This window comes from Lysobacter antibioticus, from assembly GCF_000731095.1.
GTDB lineage: Bacteria > Pseudomonadota > Gammaproteobacteria > Xanthomonadales > Xanthomonadaceae > Lysobacter > Lysobacter antibioticus_B.
This window is the reverse complement of the sequence record NZ_JMTZ01000028.1, coordinates 12,311-27,702: the sequence shown is the minus strand read 5'-3', so window position 1 is coordinate 27,702 and position 15,392 is coordinate 12,311. Positions and strand designations below refer to the sequence as shown.

The following is a 15,392-nucleotide window of genomic DNA, read 5'->3' as shown; positions in this document are numbered from 1 at the left end:
TCTTTTTTGAGTCAAGTACCGCTTATCGATCCTTCGATCCGTCTGTCACTGAGTGAGTGTCGTGGCGCATTACGGCAGCACTGGAACGATTCGATGTTGCGCGGCAACATCCATGTCGTGCGTTCAAGGGACGGCACGAAGTACTGTTCGAGCGAGAGTCGTCGGCGCTGCGGCGAGTGCAGACGCGATGCGTCGGTCGCCGAAAACGCGCGCTCGTTCGCATGATGCCGAGCGTTTCAGGTGTTCGACGCCATGGGGCGGTGCCCGACGGATGCGCTGCGTTGCGTCGTCGACTAGTGTGTTAGATGTAACAATAGAAACTCATACGCGCGACGCCGCTGTTGCGCGACCGAATGCAAGGGATGCTCTCCGTTGAAGCCTGTTTCCATTCGCAACTTGCACAGCCAGGTGGTCCAGGAATTGGGCAGGCAGATCGTCGGCGGCACGCTGAAACCGGGCGAACTGCTGCCGCGCGAGGAAACCCTTGCAGAGCGCATGGCCATCAGTCGGACCGCGTTGCGCGAGTCCTTGAAGGTGCTTACCTCGAAAGGCCTGATCGAGACGCGGCAGAAGACCGGCACCCGCGTGCGCGAAAAGCAGTATTGGAACCAACTCGATGCCGATGTGCTGGCGTGGCGATGCGAGACGATGCCTACCGACGACTTCGTCGAGAAGCTGTCGGAGATGCGCGAGATCATCGAGCCGGCCGCCGCTGCCGCCGCGGCGAAGCGGCGCGACCGGAAGCAACTGGCGCGAATCAAGAGTGCGTACGGCGCCATGGATGCGGCGCAGGATCTGAAAGCCTGGACCCAGGCCGATCTCGAGTTCCATCAAAGCGTGCTGGAAGCGACCAACAACGAGTTGATGGTGTCGCTGTTCTCGGTCGTCGAGACCGCGTTGGCGACCTACTTTTCCCTGTCGGCGAGCAAGGTGGTCGACTTCAAGTACTCGCTGCCGCGGCATTTCGCCGTGCTCGAGGCGATCCGGCTGCAACGGCCGGTCGCGGCGCGCGAGGCGATGCTCGGTATCGTCGTGGATTCGCGCGCGAACATCGGCCGCATCAAGCGCTGAGCGCTTTGCCGGCAAGATAGGGGCACTGCGCTGGAGTGCGCGAAATAGCGCTCGTATCGGCGATGAAGGGAGCGCGTCGCGTTACAGTCTCGCCAGACGCCCGCCGCTGACTTCCAGGCTCGCGCCGGTCACGAACCGCGCTTCGTCGCAGGCCAAAAACAGGACCGCCCCGGCGACGTCGTCCGGCGTGCCGATGTCTTCGGCGGAGATGACTTCGGCGCCCGATTGCAGATTCGGGTTGGACCATAACATCGGGGTGTCGATCGCGCCGGGCACCACCGCGTTCGCGCGCAGGCCCTTCGCGGCGCCCTCGATCGCGGCGCTGCGGGTCAGCGACAGCAGGGCGGCCTTGGCCGCGGCATACGGCGCCACCATCGGTGTCGTCATCGAGGCGTGCACGCTGGCGATATTGACCATCGCGCCGCCGGGCGCGGCATGACGCAGCCATTCGCGGGTGAAATGCACCGGCCCGAGCAGGTTGACGCCGAGCAGTCGCCGCCACTCGTCGCTGCTGAAGTCTTCCAGCGGCTTGAACAGCATCAGCCCGGCGGTGTTGACGACGATGTCGTGGCCGCCGAGGCGCTCGCGCACGGCGCCACAAGCGGCATCGACCTGGCCTTCATCGGATACGTCGCAGGACAGCACGACGACATGCGCCGCTCCGGCGGCGCGGCAGGCCTCGGTCGCTTTGCTGTGACGATCCTGGCGAAAGTCGATCAGGGCGAGGCTCGCGCCTTCCGCGGCGAAGCGCTTCGCGCACGCCAGGCCGATGCCCCCGAGGCCGCCGGTGATCAGCACGGTGCGGCCTTCGAAACGTCGTGCGGAACTCACCATTCGCGAATGCTCCCATCGGCGCCGCGCCAGACCGGGTTGCGCCAAGTGTGCGGTATGCGCGCGGCCTCGCGCACCCTGGCCTCGTCGATCTCGATGCCCAGGCCCGGGCCGGAGGGCACATCGACATAGCCCGCACGGATGTCGAACACCTGCGGATTGCTCAGGTAGGTCAGCAAGTCGTACTCGGCGCTGTTGTAGTGGATGCCCAGCGACATTTCCTGAATCACGAAGTTGGGCGTGGCGGCGGCCAACTGCAGGCAGGCGGCGAGGGCCAGGGGGCCGAGCGGGCAGTGCGGTGCGATGGCGACATCGTAGGCTTCGGCCATGGCGGCGATGCGCCGGCATTCGGAAATTCCGCCGGCATGACTCAAGTCCGGTTGCAGGATATCGACCGCCGCCGCCTGCAGGAACGGCTTGAAGTCCCATCGGCTGTACAGCCGCTCGCCTATCGCGATCGGCAACTTGGTGAACTGCGCCAGTTGCGCGAGCGCCTCGGGATGCTCCGACAGGACGGGTTCTTCGATGAAGAGCGGGCTCAGCGGTTCCAATGCGCTGATCAGCGAGCGCACCATCGGCCTGTGCACGCGGCCGTGGAAATCCAGGCCGACGTCCAGCCCGAGCGCCCGCACCGCCGCAACGCGTTCGAGCACCGGGTCCAGGTCGCGCGGACGGGCCAGCCAGTCCAGGTCCTCGGTGGCATTCATCTTGACGGCGGTGAAGCCCTGTTGCTGGCGGACTCGGCTGGCCTGTTCGACCTCGCCGGGGCGATCGCCGCCGACCCAGGCATAGACGGCGATGCGGTCGCGCACCTTGCCTCCCAGCAGTTGCCACACGGGAAGCCCCAGACGCCTGGCCAACAAGTCCCACAGAGCGTGATCCAGGCCGGCCAGCGCCGACATCAGCACCGGCCCGCCGCGGTAGAAACCCAGGCGATAGGCGACCTGCCATATGTCTTCGATCCGATCCGCGTCGGCGCCGACGAAGCGATCGCGCAGCGCTTCATAAGCGCCATCGACGGCCTCGACATGCCCCTCCAGACTGGCTTCTCCCCAACCTACCGCGCCATCGGTCGTTTCGACACGCACGAACAGCCAGCGCGGCGGCACGCGGAAGGTTTCTATCCGGGCAATGAGGCTCATAGGCAGTCGGCGAAATGATGGCGATGGACAGGCTGCACTTTTATCATATATAAGTACTTTAAACCATCGTCCGGCAGGCGACAGAGGCGCCATGACGCCGCCGGATGAGCCGGGGATGAGTATTCCCAGGCGCAGTACCCGCTCGACCATGCAGGCTGGAGCAGCGATCAGATGCCGTCCCAAAGTCACGCAACGCCGTTCGTCATAGCGATCCTGCGCGGAATTACCCCGGGCGAAGTGCTTCGCATCGCCGAGGCGCTCGTCGAGCGCGGCGTGGGCGGAATCGAGATTCCGCTCAACTCGCCCGATCCCTTCGTCAGCATCGGGCTGCTGCAGCGGGCTTTCGGTCGCGATTGCCTGTGCGGCGCCGGCACCGTGCTCGACCTGCGCCAGGTCGAGCAGTTGCACGAGACCGGAGGGCGCCTGCTGGTGGCGCCCAACACCGACGCCGCGGTCATACGGCGCGCCCTGGAACTGGGCATGGTGCCGATGCCGGGCGTGGGCACCGCCAGCGAGGCTTTCGACGCGATCGCTGCGGGAGCGACCCGGCTCAAACTGTTCCCGGCTTCGACCTATGGCCCCGCCCATTTGCGCGCGCTGCGAGCCGTGCTCCCGGCCGGGGTGAGCGTCTGCGCCGTCGGCGGCGTGGACGAGCACAACGCGGCGCATTGGCTTCGTGCCGGGGTCGATGGTTATGGCCTCGGAAACAGCCTGTATCGGCCCGGGATGACCGCGGCCGAGGTCGCCGCCCGTGCCGATGCCTTCATGGCGGTCGTCGCGGCATACCGCAAAGACGCAAGCGCGGTGGATGCATGACATTGTCGACGCTCGATCTGGTCATCATCGGCGTCTACGCCGTCGCGATCTTCGGCCTGGCGCATTGGGTCGCGCGGGAGAAACACGGACGCAAGAAAAACAGCAACGACTACTTTCTCGCCTCGCGATCGCTACCGTGGTGGGCGATCGGGACCTCTCTGATCGCCGCGAACATCTCCGCCGAGCAAATCATCGGCATGTCCGGTTCCGGGTATGCGCTGGGGCTCGCCATCGCATCCTACGAATGGATGGCGGCCGCGACCTTGCTGATCGTGGGCAAGTGGATACTGCCGATCTTTCTGCACAACCGCATCGTCACGATGCCGCAGTTCCTGGAGCAACGCTACGGGACCGGCATCCGCAACCTCATGACGGTGTTCTGGCTCGCGTTGTACGTGTTCGTGAACCTGACCTCGATCGCCTGGCTCGGCTCGATCGCCGTGAACCAGATCGCCGGTATCGACCAGGGCACGGCGCTGTATCTGCTTGCCGCGTTCGCGCTGTTGTATCAGTTGTACGGCGGCTTGAAAGCGGTGGCGTTGACCGACATCGTGCAAGTGGCGCTGCTGGTGTTGGGAGGCCTGTTGGTGTCCGGGCTGACCCTCGACAAGATCGGCGACGGGGCCGGCATCGGCGCCGGTTTCCGGGTGCTGGTCGAGCGCGCTCCCGATCATTTCCACATGATCCTGAAGCCGGACAATCCCTTCTATCGGGACCTGCCGGGGTTGTCGGTGCTGATAGGCGGGATGTGGCTGGCCAACTTGAGTTACTGGGGCTTCAATCAGTACATCATTCAACGCGCGCTGGCCGCGCGCGATCTGGATCAGGCGCAGAAAGGGGTGATATTCGCCGCGTTCCTGAAGCTGTTGATGCCCATCATCATCGTGCTGCCGGGCATCGCCGCGGTCGTGCTGGCCCCGGATCTGTCCAAGCCGGACGAGGCCTACCCGACGATGATGCGCCTGCTGCCGCCCGGAGTGCTCGGCCTGGTGTTCTCGGCATTGATCGCCGCCGTCATTTCCAGCATGGCTTCCAAGATCAATTCGATAGCGACCATCTTCACCCTGGACCTGTTTGACAAGTATGCGGCGGGCGCACGCCGCGGCTCCGATTCGGACGATGACCCCGTGCGCCAACGCCGCCTGGTCAGGGTCGGAAGAATCGTCGCGACGGTGGCGGTCGTCATCGCGGCGATGACCGCCCGCCCCTTGTTGGGCAAGTCGGATCAAGCGTTCCAGTTCATTCAGGAGTTCACCGGATTCTTCACGCCGGGCATCACCGTGATCTTCCTGCTGGGCTTGTTCTGGAAGCGTGCGAACGAGGCAGGCGCGATCGCCGCGGCGACGGGCTCGGTCGCGTTCTCTTATCTGTTCAAGATGGTATGGCCGTCGCTGCCGTTCCTGGATCGCATGAGCCTGGTGTTTCTGGTCACCGGACTGCTGGCGATGGCGGTGTCGCTGCTCGTCCCGTCGCGGGCCGGGGTGAACCGCATCGAGGTCGAGGGCGTCAGCTTCCGCACCAGCGCGGGCTTCAACATCGCGGCCCTGGCGGTGGTCGCGATACTCGTGGCGCTCTATGCCACGTGGTGGTGAGCCGCGGTCGGTTCCTGCGGCGCCGCGCCGATTGCAGCGGATCGGCCGCGCTTGGGGCGCTTGCCCGGCCCTGTTTTGATACCGCGCAGCGATGCCCGCTTGCCGGCTTGCGTGGCTATTGCCGCAGGCCTCCGCGATAATGCTCCGGCATGGCGGAAGGCTCCGAGTTTGCAGGCATGACAGGCCGCGGCCTTATCGGGTTGGCCGGGCCTCGCCTCTTCGATGGCACGCAGGCCCTGTCGCGAGAGCCATTACCGGAGCTGACCGTATGAATCGATTGCCTCGTTCCGCAAGCCTGACCAGGCGAATCGTCGAATCTCTGGGCGAGGCGATCGTGACCGGTCACTACGGTCCGGAGCAGGCATTCCCGACCGAGGCCGAACTGTGCGTGCAGCTTCGCGCCAGCCGCAGCATCGTGCGCGAGGCAGTCAAGATGCTCACGGCCAAGGGTTTGCTCAGTGCGCGGCCGAAGCGCGGCACCATCATCGAGCCCGAGACGAACTGGAACCTGCTCGATCCGGACGTCTTGCGCTGGTTGCTGGAGCGCAAGTTCTCCATCGGCCTGTTGCTCGAGTTCACTCAGGTGCGGCTTGCGGTCGAGCCGATGGCGGCGATGCTGGCGGCGCAACGCGGCGATGCCGAAGCCATCGCCCGGATCGAGGCCGCGATCGAGCGCATGCGCGCCGCCGAGCTGGGCGAAGGGGATGCGCTCGAATCGGACATCGCCTTCCATGTCGCGGTGCTGGAAGCCAGCGGCAACCGCTTCTATTCGCGCCTGCGCGACCTGGTCGATACCGCGTTGCGGATTTCGATCGGGGTCACCAATCGTTCCAAGGGCGTCGATCTGGCCAGCGTGGAGGACCACGCGCGCGTATACGAAGCGATCGCATCGGGCGATGGCGAGCGAGCCAAGTCGGCCATGCGGGGATTGCTCGACGAGGTGACGGCGTTGATCGAGTCGACGGCCGGCGGGTCGCAGCCCGACTGAACCTGCAGGGCGTTCGCCAAGGCGGTTGGCCCCCGGGCCATCGAGTCGGCCGCAGCCGGACTGTCGAGAAAACCCGGGTTGCCCATTTCTAGCCCGTCGTCAGCGGCCGGATGCTTGGGGGCGTGACCGGGCGATCGCTTACGAACGCAAGCCGCGCGGTGTCGGTACCGATTCCAGCCACGCTTCGTTGAAGGCCTGCGCGGTCGAGGCGACCTGCGGCGCGGTCGTGCCGGGCTTGTACAAGGTGCCGCCGATGCCGAAGCCGATCGCTCCGGCCTTGCGCCAGATCGCGAGCAGGTCGGTGTGGATGCCGCCGACCGGCAGCACCGCGGTGCCGGCGGGCAGCACCGCGCGCAGGGCGCTCAGCATCGCCGGGCCGAGTGCATCGGCCGGAAACAGCTTGAGCCCGTCGGCGCCGGCGTCGAGGGCGGCCAGGCATTCGCTCGGGGTCGCCGCGCCCGGCAGGGCGAACAAGCCGCAGGCCTTGGCGTAGCCGATCAGCGCCGGATCGGTGTGCGGGCAGACCATCAGGCGCGCGCCGATGCGGACCAGGGTGTCGACTTCGTCGGCGCGGCGCACGGTGCCGGCGCCGAGCAGGATCGCATCGCCGAAACGCCGTTGCAGGCGGGCGATGCTCTCGAACGCATCCGGCGAATTCAGCGGCACTTCGATGATGCGCCAGCCCGCATCCCACAGCGCTTCGCCGACCGGCAGGGCCTCGTCGGGGGTGATGCCGCGCAGGATCGCGACGAACGGCGACTGGACGAGCCAGGCCGGCAGCGTGCTCGGCAGAGGCAGAGACGTGGCGAGGGTCATACGAATCGGGCTGCCTTTGCGATGCGCCACAAGCCGCGGCAAAACGCGGTGTCGCCTTCGATGATGTAGTGGGGGATGCCGTAGCGGCGCAGCGCCAGGGCGTAGGTCGCGGCGAGCTTGGCGCCGCCGATCACCGCGACTTCGCCGCCGTCGCCGGGTTCGTTGTTGGCGGCCAGGCACTCGTAGCCGATCAACAGGCCGGACAGGAACGCCGGCAATTCCTCGACCGGCGCGGCGTCGCGGACGTTGCGTGCGCGCACGCCGAACAACTGGTGCAACCAGTCGGGACGTTCGCGCGCGGTGTCCAGGCCCTTGATGAAGCCGCGTTCCGACCAGGCCTCGGCCGGCAGGCCGCGCCCGAGCAGGCTGTGATGCAGCAACAGGGAATAAATCTCGCCGGTCGGATAGGTCGAAAACCCGACCACGCCGCCGCCGTCCAGGGTCAGCCATTTGCTGTGCGTGCCCGGTGCGGCTACGCGTCGCGTTCCGGGCGGCACGCCGAGCGCCTGGGTCTCTTCGCCGCGCATGACGTCGTCGAAGCCATCGCTGGCGCCGCTGACGCCGGGCACGATCGCGGCGCGGCGCTGCTTGAACGTCAGCGGCTGCAACGCCGAGGCGAGCGCATCGGCATGGGCGGGCAACGGCGCGTACGGCGCTTCCTGCCAACCGTTGCGCGCGCCGACCATGCCGGCCAGCAAGATCGGCGCGTCGCCGTCGTCGAGGTCGACGCTGAGCAGGTCGTCGAGCGCGGCGGCGAAGGCCTCGGGCGAATGCAGCGAGGCCATGCCGCGCGCGCTCTGGCGCGTGGCGATGATGCCGCCGAGCGCGTCGAAGGCGTGCACGCGCAGATGGGTGGAGCCCCAGTCGACGCCGATCAGGGCGATCGCGGTGCCGGTGTTGGGGGCGTTGCGGTGGAGCGATTCATCGAGCATGGCGTTCCTCCTCGCGGCGCAGGACGCGGCCGCGGCGTTCGCCGGTGGCGTGGGCATCGCGCAAGGCGCAGGCGCCGCCGACCCAGACCGCGCGGATGCCCGCGGCCGCTTGCTTGGGTTCGGCGAAGGTGGCGCGGTCGGCGATGGTGTCGGGATCGAACAGAACCAAATCGGCGGCGAGTCCGGGGGCGATGCGTCCGCGCCGTTTGAGGCCGAAGCTGTCGGCCGACAGCGAGGTCATGCGGCGCACCGCTTCGGGCAGATGGAACAAGCCCTGGTCGCGGCAGTAATGGCCGAGCACGCGCGGAAACGCGCCCCACAGGCGCGGATGCGGGTGGGCGTCGTGCGGCAGGCCGTCGGAACCGATCATGGTGCGGTCGTGGCTGAGCACGCGGCGGACGTCGTCCTCGCGCATCTGGAAATACACCGCACCGGCCGGGTGCAGGCGGCGCGCGGCTTCTTTCTGGTCGACCCGCCAATCGGCGGCGATGTCGCTCAGGTCGCGACCGGCCTGTTCGGGGTGCGGCGTCGACCAGCTCACCAGGATCCGGATCGCCCCGTCGACGTAGTCCGGATCGAGCACGGTCGAGCCGGCCGTGTAGGGGTAGGCGTCGAGGCCGACCCAATGGCGGCGGCGGCGTTCGTCGATGCGCGCCAGGGTCTCAACGGTGCGGCCCCAGTTCGCGGGGCCGGCGCATTTGTGATGCGACAGCACGACCGGGGTGTGCGCGGCTTCGCCGGCGTCGACGGCTTCGTCGATCGCTTCGAGCACACCGTCGTATTCGTCGCGCAGGTGCGAGGCGTAGACGCCGCCGTAGGCGCCGCTCTCGCGGACGAGTTCGATCACTTCGCTGTTCGGCGCGGCCCGGCTCGGCTGGTAGAACAGGCCGCTGGAGAAACCGATCGCGCCGGCCTGCATCGCCTCGCGCAAGCGCGCGCGCATGCGTTCGATCTCGGCATCGTCGGCGGCGCGGCCGAGGTCGGCGACCTCGGCGATGCGCAGGGTCGAATGACCGACCATCGCCGCGACGTTGACCGCCGGGCGCGCCGCATCGACCGCATCGAGGTAGTCGCGGAAGCGTTCGAAACGGAAATCGGCCTGGCCTCCGATCAACGACAGCGGCGCCGGCGGTTCGCGGTCGGCGCGCCATGGCGCCAGGCTGATCCCGCAATTGCCGGCGATCACCGTGGTCACGCCCTGGCTGAGCTTGTTGAACACGCCGGGGTCGTCGAGCACCGCGCGGTCGTCGTGGGTGTGGACGTCGATGAAGCCCGGTGCCAGTGCGAGCCCGCATGCGTCCTCGCGTTTGCGTCCGTGCAGGCTGTGGGGCGCGCCGATCGCGGCGATGCGCTCGCCGTCGACGGCGACATCGGCGCGGTAGCCGGGGCCGCCGCTGCCGTCGAGCACCCAGGCGTCGGCGATGACCAGATCGAAGGTGGCTGCCGCCGGTGCGAATCTCGCGCTCATGAGCGGCCGGGAACCTGGGTGCGTTCGACTTCGGCCTTGGCCCGGCGCGCCTTCTCCAGCACGCCCGGTTCCTGGCGCAGCGCGACTGCGATCGCCAGCATGTCGATCACGGCCAACTGCATCAGCCGCGACACGCCGGGCGAGTACGGCGTCGCCGCGCTCGACGGCGGCAACAGCAGCGGCACGTCGGCGTCCCAACCCAGCGGCGCGCCGGCCTGGGTCAGGGCGATGATGCGCGCGCCGCGCTGCTTGGCGATGCGCACGCTGTCGTTGACCTCGGGGCTGCGGCCCGACAGAGAGATCGCGAACAGCACGTCGTTGGCGTCGAGCATGCCCGAGGCGAGCCGCTGCAGATGGCCGTCGCTGTGGGCGGTGGCGGCGATGTCCAGGCGCAGGAAGCGCAGGAAGGCGTCCTGCGCGACCACGCCCGAGCCCGAGCCGACGCCGATGCAGCACACGCGGCGAGCGCCGGCGATCAAGCCGGCGGCGGCGTCGAGCGCGGCCGGGTCGGTGCGCTCGCGTACATCGTGCAGGGCCGCGGAGATGCTGTCGCAGACCTTGTGCACCAGGGTCGCGGCGTCGTCGTCCTTGTCGATGGTGACGGTCTGGTAGGGCACGCCGACGGCCAGGCTGTGGGCGAGCTGGACCTTGAACTGGCGCAGGCCTTCGCAGCCGATCGCGCGGCAGAAGCGGGTCACGCTGGGCTCGGAAACATTGGCGCGTATCGCCAGCGCGCCGATGCTGGCGTGGATCGCGAAGTCCAGATCGGCCAGCACGGTCTCGGCGACCTTGCGTTCGGCCGGACGCAAGGTGTCGAGCGCTCCGCGGATCTTGGGGATGAGGTTGTCGGACACGATGGGGTCGTTCCTCGGAAGATTGTCGATCGCGCCGATCATGCGGCGATTAGGGGGTATCGATCGCGTCGGTGGCGCGTTCAGAAGAAAGTATTGATGGCGCCGGTGACGCGATAACCGTCGTCGACCGTCAGCAGCACCTGCCATTTGTCGAACGTGGTGCAAGGGTGCGAAATGCCGGTGGCGACGAGATCGCCGACCTGCAGCGGATGATCGTGCGGCAGTTCGAGATAGGCATGCTGGTCGTTCATCTTGGCGATGCGCGCATCGCGCATGGGCGCCGGCGCCGGCTCGCCGGGGCGGTGCCAGCACAGGGGCTTGGGCAGGTCGATGTCGTAGGACGCATCGCGCTTGCCGAGGGTGAGCAGGGCCAGACCCGGCTCCGGGCGCGACTGCACCGCCGCCCACACTTCCAGCGCCGGTTGCAGGCCGTGGCGGAAGCTGGCGTCGTGGCGGGTGCGCATTTCCTGTTGCAGGCCGTGATAGAAGCCGTGGTCGGAGGTGAGGTAACACCCCGAGCGCAGCACGCGTCGCAGGGGGCGCGTGGTCGCGCCGACCGTGGCGAAGGCGTCGGCGACGAAATCGAAATACGCCGAGCCGCCGGCGCTGATCAAAATCTCCTCGCCGTCGAACAGGCCCTCGCCATCGCAGCGGCGGGTCAGCTCGACCAGCTCGGCGAGCAGGCCGCGCACGCGTGCCAGGTCGCTGTCGCGATCGGCGCCGACCCACAGGCCTTCGTAGCCTTCGATGCCGGCCAGGCGCAGCGCGGGGCTCGCGGCGACTTCGCGCGCGAGCGCCAGCGCGGCGTCGAGGCCGCGCACGCCGGTGCGGCCGCCTTCGGCGCCGAGCTCGACCAATACCGGCAATCGACGTTGCGGTGCGAGCCGCTGCATCACCTCGGCGAGGCGTCGGGCGCCGGCCGAGGAATCGACCAGGACCCAGGCCTCGAAACCGGGGTCGTCGCGCAGCAGCGCGGCCAGGCTTTCGATGTCGGCGATCGCGACCGGCTGATTGGCCAGCAGCACCCGGCGCACGCCGAACCGATGAGCGATGCGCAACTGCGGGACCGTCGCCAGGGTGATCGCCCAGGCGCCGGCATCGAGTTGGGCCTGGAACAACTGCGGGCTCATCGTGGTCTTGCCGTGCGGCGCGAGCAGGGCGCCGGCGCGTTCGACGAAATCGCGCATCCAGGCGATGTTGTGGGCGAGGGTGGACTCGCGCAGCACCGCGACCGGATACGACAGGCTGCCGTCGAGAACATGCAGGCCGAGCCCGCCGATCGCGTCCTGGCGCGTGGCCTGTTGCAACGGCAATCCCTTGACGCCGGGCAGCAACAGGTTCTGTCCGAGCTCGCGCAGTGCCGCGTTCATAGGTACGGCCCCAGTCATCAGTACGGCTCCAGGGTGAGTTCCGAAGCCATCACCCGGTTGCCGGCCATCAGGCCGCCGTCGACCGGCAGCACCGCGCCGCTGATCATGCGCGCCTGCGGCGAGGCGAGGAACCAGGCGGCTTCGGCGATGTCCTCGGGCGTGGCGAAGTCGCCGAGCGGATACCACTTCTTCAAGTCCTCGAACACTTGCGGATGCTTGTCGGCGCGCGCCTGCCAGGCCTGGGTCTTGACCGTGCCCGGGCAGATCACGTTGGCGCGCAGGCCGAGCCGGCCGTATTCGATCGCGATCGATTTTGCGTAGCTGATCAAGCCGGCCTTGGCCGCGCTGTAGGCCGGATGGCCGAGTGCGGCGAGGCCGTTGACCGAGCCGATGAAGACGATGTTGCCGCGGGTACGTTTGAGCCCGTCGAGCGCCGCTTCCACCGTGCAGTAGCCGGCGTTCAAGTTCACATCGACGTCGCGCTGCCACGCGCCCGGCGCGGTGCCGGCCAGGCTCAGTCCTTCGGCGCTGCCGGCGTTGGCGATGACCGCGCCGATCGGGCCGTGCGCCTGGGTGACCGGCGCGAGTGCGGCGCGCAAGGCGTCGAGATCGGACAACTCGGACGCCGCGGTCAGCACCTGCCCGGGCGCGAAACTCGCGGCCAGCGCGGCCAGCGCATCGGCATCGCGATCGTGGGCGAGCACACGATCGCCGCCGACGACGAAACGGGTGAGCAATCCTCGGCCGATGCCGCCCGCGGCTCCGGTGATCAAGGTCAAACGGCTTTGGCTCATGGACGGATCATTCCTTCAATGGGGGCGCCCGCAGCGTCGGACCGAGCGCAACGAGGCGATCGGGAACCAGCGGGTGATGACGGTAGACCGGAATATCGCCGATAGCGGAGGTTTTGGGTGTGCCGAGCGAGGCGTCGGCACACTCTCTGCGCGAGGCGGGATCGTGCGAATCCATGTGTCCCCGTCGTGGCGGCCGCGCGGCGAAGGCGTGATCGTTGCGCAGGATTTCGGTCGCAGTTCGACGGTGAAACGGCGCAGGCACGGGCCCGATTGCGTGCCGGTCGCGTGCCGGTCGCGTAGCTCCGGCGCACGGCCGGACTCCCAGGAGCGGGGTGCGGCGAATGGATCACAGCGCGGTTCCCCTGGTCATCCGATCATTCCTGTAAATTTCAAACACAGATGGCTTGATGGGCAATGGAAATGTAGCAGAGGCCCTGATAAACCGCCATGGTGCAGTGCAAAATGCATCGTGAAAGTTTGTAAGATACTTTCACGTCGGCAACGGGAAGGCCTTGAATGTGCCATCCGAATCCGAGCGCCGCCGCCATGCTGCCCGCGATCTGCGAGTGGCGCGGCGGAGCACGCCGGTCGTCGTAGCTTCGCTCTTCCCGTTCCTCCCTATGCAGAGAGTCCATCCATGAGCGATTCCAATTCCATCGTCCGTTACGGCCTGGAGCCCAGCGGCGCCGGCGGCCAACAACTGCCGTTCTCGCCGGCGGTGCGCGCCGGCGACTTCGTCTACATCTCCGGCCAGGTCGCCATGAACGAGCGCGGCGAAATCGAACAGGGCGGCATCGAGGCGCAGACGCGCCGGACCATGGAGAACGTCAAGAAAGTGCTTGGCCTGGCCGGCTGCGACTTGAGCCACGTGGTCAAGATCACCGTCTGGCTGGACGACACCCGCGACTTCTGGAGCTTCAACCGCGTCTACCGCGAGTACTTCGGCGAGCAGCCGCCGGCGCGTTCGTGCGTGCGCTCGCAAATGATGGTCGATTGCAAGATCGAGATCGAAGCCATCGCGTATCACCCGCTGAGGGGCGCGTAGGGGCGAGGGGCGAGGGGCGAGGAGCGAGGAGCGAGGAGCGAGTAATAGCGAGGAGTGAGTAAAGAGGGCGAGCGGCGGATGCTGCCGCAGTTCGCATGGTCTCGACTCGTTCCCAGTGCCTCACCTTTCACTTCTCACTTCTCACTTCTCAGTCCTCGTTCCTCACTCCTCGCTATTACTCGCTCCTCACTCCTCACTCCTCACTCCTCACCCGCCCCCTACCCACCGAGGCACCTGCATGAACCGACGCGACTTCCTCGCTACTTCCGCGACCGCGGGCACCGTATTGGCCAGCACCGCGTTCACGCCGGCCTTCGCCCGCAAACGCTCGAAGTTGCGTCTGGGCCTGATCGGCACCGGCATGCGCGGCCAGGTGCTGCTCAAGGAACTGGTGCGTCGCGACGACGTCGAGGTCGTCGCGCTGTGCGACGTCGAGCCGATCATGCTCGGCCGCGCGCTGAAGATGATCGAGAAGGCCGGCCGGCCCAAGCCGACGACCTACGGCGAAGGCGGCGACAACGACGCCTACCGCAAGATGCTCGACAAGGGCGGCCTCGACGGCGTGATCATCGCCACGCCCTGGGAGTTCCATGCGCCGATGGCGATCGCGGCGATGCAGGCGCGCATCGCGGTCGCCTGCGAAGTGGTCGCCGGCATCACCCTCGACGACCATTGGCAGGTGTTGCGCACCCAGCAGAAGACCGGCACGCCCTACATGCTGCTGGAGAACGTGTGCTATCGCCGCGACGTGCTGGCGGTGCTGAACATGGTGCGGCAGGGCCTGTTCGGCGAGATCGTGCATCTGCAGGGCGGCTACCAGCACGACCTGCGCGCGGTGAAACTCAACAGCGGCAACCCCGAGCGCGCCACCGGCGGCGGCGTCGAGTTCGGTGCCAAGGGCTGGTCGGAGGCGCGTTGGCGCACCGAACATTCGGTCCAGCGCGACGGCGAGCTGTACCCGAGCCACGGCATCGGCCCCTGCGCGATGGTCGCCAACATCCATCGCGGCAATCGCTTCACCTACCTCAGCTCGTTCTCGAGCAAGGCGCGCGGCCTGCACGACTACATCGTCAAGCAGGCCGGCCCGGACCATCCGAACGCCAAGGTCAAGTTCAAGCTCGGCGACCTGGTCACTACCCAGATCGCCTGCGAGAACGGCGAGACCATCCTGCTGCAGCACGACACCTCGCTGCCGCGTCCGTACTCGCTCGGCTTCCGCGTGCAGGGCACCGACGGCCTGTGGATGGACATCAACGATTCGATCCACATCGAAGGCAAGACCACGCCGCACGAGTGGGACAAGGCCGAGGCCTGGCTGGAGAAGTACGACCATCCGCTGTGGCAGCGGTTCGCCGAGACCGCGGCCGGCGCGGGCCATGGCGGCATGGACTACTTCGTCGTGCACGCCTTCATCGAGGCGCTCAAGGCCGATGCGCCGATGCCGATCGACATCTACGACGCGGTGGCCTGGAGCGCGATCACCCCCTTGTCGGAGCAGTCCATCGCCGAGCACAAGACCGTGGAGTTCCCGGACTTCACCGAAGGCAAGTGGAAGAACCGCAAGCCGATCTTCGCCTTGAACGACCGCTACTGAGATCCTGCCTGGCCACGCAATACGCCGCTCGCCGTTGCTCCGGCGGGCGGTCGTCAAGCGAGGCATGGCATCGTCGTGT

Annotated in this window: 15 protein-coding genes; 6 read left to right on the top strand and 9 right to left on the bottom strand. The window is 67.4% G+C overall.

Annotation, left to right across the window (positions count from 1 at the left end):
- Window positions 1-372: 372 nt before the first annotated feature.
- Complete coding sequence (locus EX88_RS0110490) at window positions 373-1,071, top strand: FadR/GntR family transcriptional regulator (protein WP_031371946.1); 699 nt, start codon at window positions 373-375, stop codon at window positions 1,069-1,071.
- An 81-nt stretch (window positions 1,072-1,152) separates the two neighbouring features.
- Here EX88_RS0110490 and EX88_RS0110485 read toward each other — a convergent pair whose 3' ends face one another.
- A complete protein-coding gene (locus tag EX88_RS0110485) occupies window positions 1,153-1,905 on the bottom strand; it encodes an SDR family NAD(P)-dependent oxidoreductase (RefSeq protein ID WP_031371945.1) in 753 nt (250 codons plus the stop codon).
- The gene (gene dgoD, locus EX88_RS0110480) at window positions 1,899-3,044 is read right to left on the bottom strand and encodes a galactonate dehydratase (protein WP_031371944.1); all 1,146 of its coding nucleotides are present in this window, start codon (window positions 3,042-3,044) and stop codon (window positions 1,899-1,901) included. Before dgoD ends, EX88_RS0110485 begins: the two co-directional genes overlap by 7 nt.
- 171 nt (window positions 3,045-3,215) lie before the next feature.
- Between dgoD and EX88_RS0110475 the strand changes: the two genes are divergently transcribed.
- The 3 genes from EX88_RS0110475 (at window position 3,216) to EX88_RS0110465 (ending at window position 6,440) form a co-directional block, all read left to right on the top strand.
- Window positions 3,216-3,860: a 2-dehydro-3-deoxy-6-phosphogalactonate aldolase gene (locus tag EX88_RS0110475; RefSeq protein ID WP_031371943.1), complete on the top strand. Its 645-nt coding sequence runs from the start codon at window positions 3,216-3,218 to the stop codon at window positions 3,858-3,860.
- Window positions 3,857-5,452: a sodium:solute symporter family transporter gene (locus EX88_RS0110470; RefSeq protein WP_031371942.1), complete on the top strand. Its 1,596-nt coding sequence runs from the start codon at window positions 3,857-3,859 to the stop codon at window positions 5,450-5,452. The genes EX88_RS0110475 and EX88_RS0110470 overlap by 4 nt, the downstream gene beginning before the upstream one ends.
- 268 nt (window positions 5,453-5,720) lie before the next feature.
- A complete protein-coding gene (locus EX88_RS0110465) occupies window positions 5,721-6,440 on the top strand; it encodes a FadR/GntR family transcriptional regulator (RefSeq protein ID WP_031371941.1) in 720 nt (239 codons plus the stop codon).
- 138 nt (window positions 6,441-6,578) lie between these two features.
- Here the strand turns inward: EX88_RS0110465 and EX88_RS0110460 are convergent, their stop codons facing one another.
- The 7 genes from EX88_RS0110460 to EX88_RS26515 all read right to left on the bottom strand — a co-directional run bounded on the left by EX88_RS0110460 (window position 6,579) and on the right by EX88_RS26515 (window position 12,849).
- Entirely contained in the window at window positions 6,579-7,256 is a 678-nt protein-coding gene (locus tag EX88_RS0110460) for a 2-dehydro-3-deoxy-6-phosphogalactonate aldolase (RefSeq protein ID WP_036148546.1), read from the bottom strand.
- Window positions 7,253-8,188, bottom strand: a complete 936-nt coding sequence (locus EX88_RS0110455; protein WP_051884916.1) for a 2-dehydro-3-deoxygalactonokinase — start codon at window positions 8,186-8,188, stop codon at window positions 7,253-7,255. Before EX88_RS0110455 ends, EX88_RS0110460 begins: the two co-directional genes overlap by 4 nt.
- A complete protein-coding gene (locus EX88_RS0110450; RefSeq protein ID WP_031371938.1) occupies window positions 8,178-9,656 on the bottom strand; it encodes an N-acyl-D-amino-acid deacylase family protein in 1,479 nt (492 codons plus the stop codon). Before EX88_RS0110450 ends, EX88_RS0110455 begins: the two co-directional genes overlap by 11 nt.
- Window positions 9,653-10,510 (bottom strand): MurR/RpiR family transcriptional regulator, encoded by an 858-nt coding sequence (locus EX88_RS0110445; protein WP_200875822.1) that lies wholly within the window; start codon window positions 10,508-10,510, stop codon window positions 9,653-9,655. Before EX88_RS0110445 ends, EX88_RS0110450 begins: the two co-directional genes overlap by 4 nt.
- An 80-nt stretch (window positions 10,511-10,590) precedes the next feature.
- Window positions 10,591-11,880: an amino acid deaminase gene (locus EX88_RS0110440; protein WP_081930859.1), complete on the bottom strand. Its 1,290-nt coding sequence runs from the start codon at window positions 11,878-11,880 to the stop codon at window positions 10,591-10,593.
- A gap of 17 nt (window positions 11,881-11,897) precedes the next feature.
- Entirely contained in the window at window positions 11,898-12,674 is a 777-nt protein-coding gene (locus tag EX88_RS0110435; RefSeq protein WP_031371935.1) for an SDR family oxidoreductase, read from the bottom strand.
- Window positions 12,675-12,681: 7 nt separating this feature from the next.
- Window positions 12,682-12,849 (bottom strand): hypothetical protein, encoded by a 168-nt coding sequence (locus EX88_RS26515; RefSeq protein WP_161786109.1) that lies wholly within the window; start codon window positions 12,847-12,849, stop codon window positions 12,682-12,684.
- A gap of 462 nt (window positions 12,850-13,311) precedes the next feature.
- Between EX88_RS26515 and EX88_RS0110425 the strand changes: the two genes are divergently transcribed.
- Together EX88_RS0110425 and EX88_RS0110420 are read left to right on the top strand one after the other, a co-directional pair.
- Window positions 13,312-13,719, top strand: a complete 408-nt coding sequence (locus tag EX88_RS0110425) for a RidA family protein (protein ID WP_031371933.1) — start codon at window positions 13,312-13,314, stop codon at window positions 13,717-13,719.
- A gap of 238 nt (window positions 13,720-13,957) precedes the next feature.
- Window positions 13,958-15,313, top strand: coding sequence for a Gfo/Idh/MocA family protein (locus EX88_RS0110420; RefSeq protein ID WP_031371932.1), 1,356 nt, complete (start codon window positions 13,958-13,960; stop codon window positions 15,311-15,313).
- The last annotated feature ends 79 nt before the right edge of the window (window positions 15,314-15,392 follow it).

What these genes read in the sequence shown, in the direction of transcription:
- EX88_RS0110485 (WP_031371945.1), bottom strand. Translation starts at nt 1,905, where the DNA reads ATGGTGAGTTCCGCACGACGTTTCGAAGGCCGCACCGTGCTGATCACC.
- dgoD (WP_031371944.1), bottom strand. Translation starts at nt 3,044, where the DNA reads ATGAGCCTCATTGCCCGGATAGAAACCTTCCGCGTGCCGCCGCGCTGG.
- EX88_RS0110475 (WP_031371943.1), top strand. Translation starts at nt 3,216, where the DNA reads ATGCCGTCCCAAAGTCACGCAACGCCGTTCGTCATAGCGATCCTGCGC.
- EX88_RS0110470 (WP_031371942.1), top strand. Translation starts at nt 3,857, where the DNA reads ATGACATTGTCGACGCTCGATCTGGTCATCATCGGCGTCTACGCCGTC.
- EX88_RS0110465 (WP_031371941.1), top strand. Translation starts at nt 5,721, where the DNA reads ATGAATCGATTGCCTCGTTCCGCAAGCCTGACCAGGCGAATCGTCGAA.
- EX88_RS0110460 (WP_036148546.1), bottom strand. Translation starts at nt 7,256, where the DNA reads ATGACCCTCGCCACGTCTCTGCCTCTGCCGAGCACGCTGCCGGCCTGG.
- EX88_RS0110455 (WP_051884916.1), bottom strand. Translation starts at nt 8,188, where the DNA reads ATGCTCGATGAATCGCTCCACCGCAACGCCCCCAACACCGGCACCGCG.
- EX88_RS0110450 (WP_031371938.1), bottom strand. Translation starts at nt 9,656, where the DNA reads ATGAGCGCGAGATTCGCACCGGCGGCAGCCACCTTCGATCTGGTCATC.
- EX88_RS0110440 (WP_081930859.1), bottom strand. Translation starts at nt 11,880, where the DNA reads ATGAACGCGGCACTGCGCGAGCTCGGACAGAACCTGTTGCTGCCCGGC.
- EX88_RS0110435 (WP_031371935.1), bottom strand. Translation starts at nt 12,674, where the DNA reads ATGAGCCAAAGCCGTTTGACCTTGATCACCGGAGCCGCGGGCGGCATC.
- EX88_RS26515 (WP_161786109.1), bottom strand. Translation starts at nt 12,849, where the DNA reads ATGGATTCGCACGATCCCGCCTCGCGCAGAGAGTGTGCCGACGCCTCG.
- EX88_RS0110425 (WP_031371933.1), top strand. Translation starts at nt 13,312, where the DNA reads ATGAGCGATTCCAATTCCATCGTCCGTTACGGCCTGGAGCCCAGCGGC.
- EX88_RS0110420 (WP_031371932.1), top strand. Translation starts at nt 13,958, where the DNA reads ATGAACCGACGCGACTTCCTCGCTACTTCCGCGACCGCGGGCACCGTA.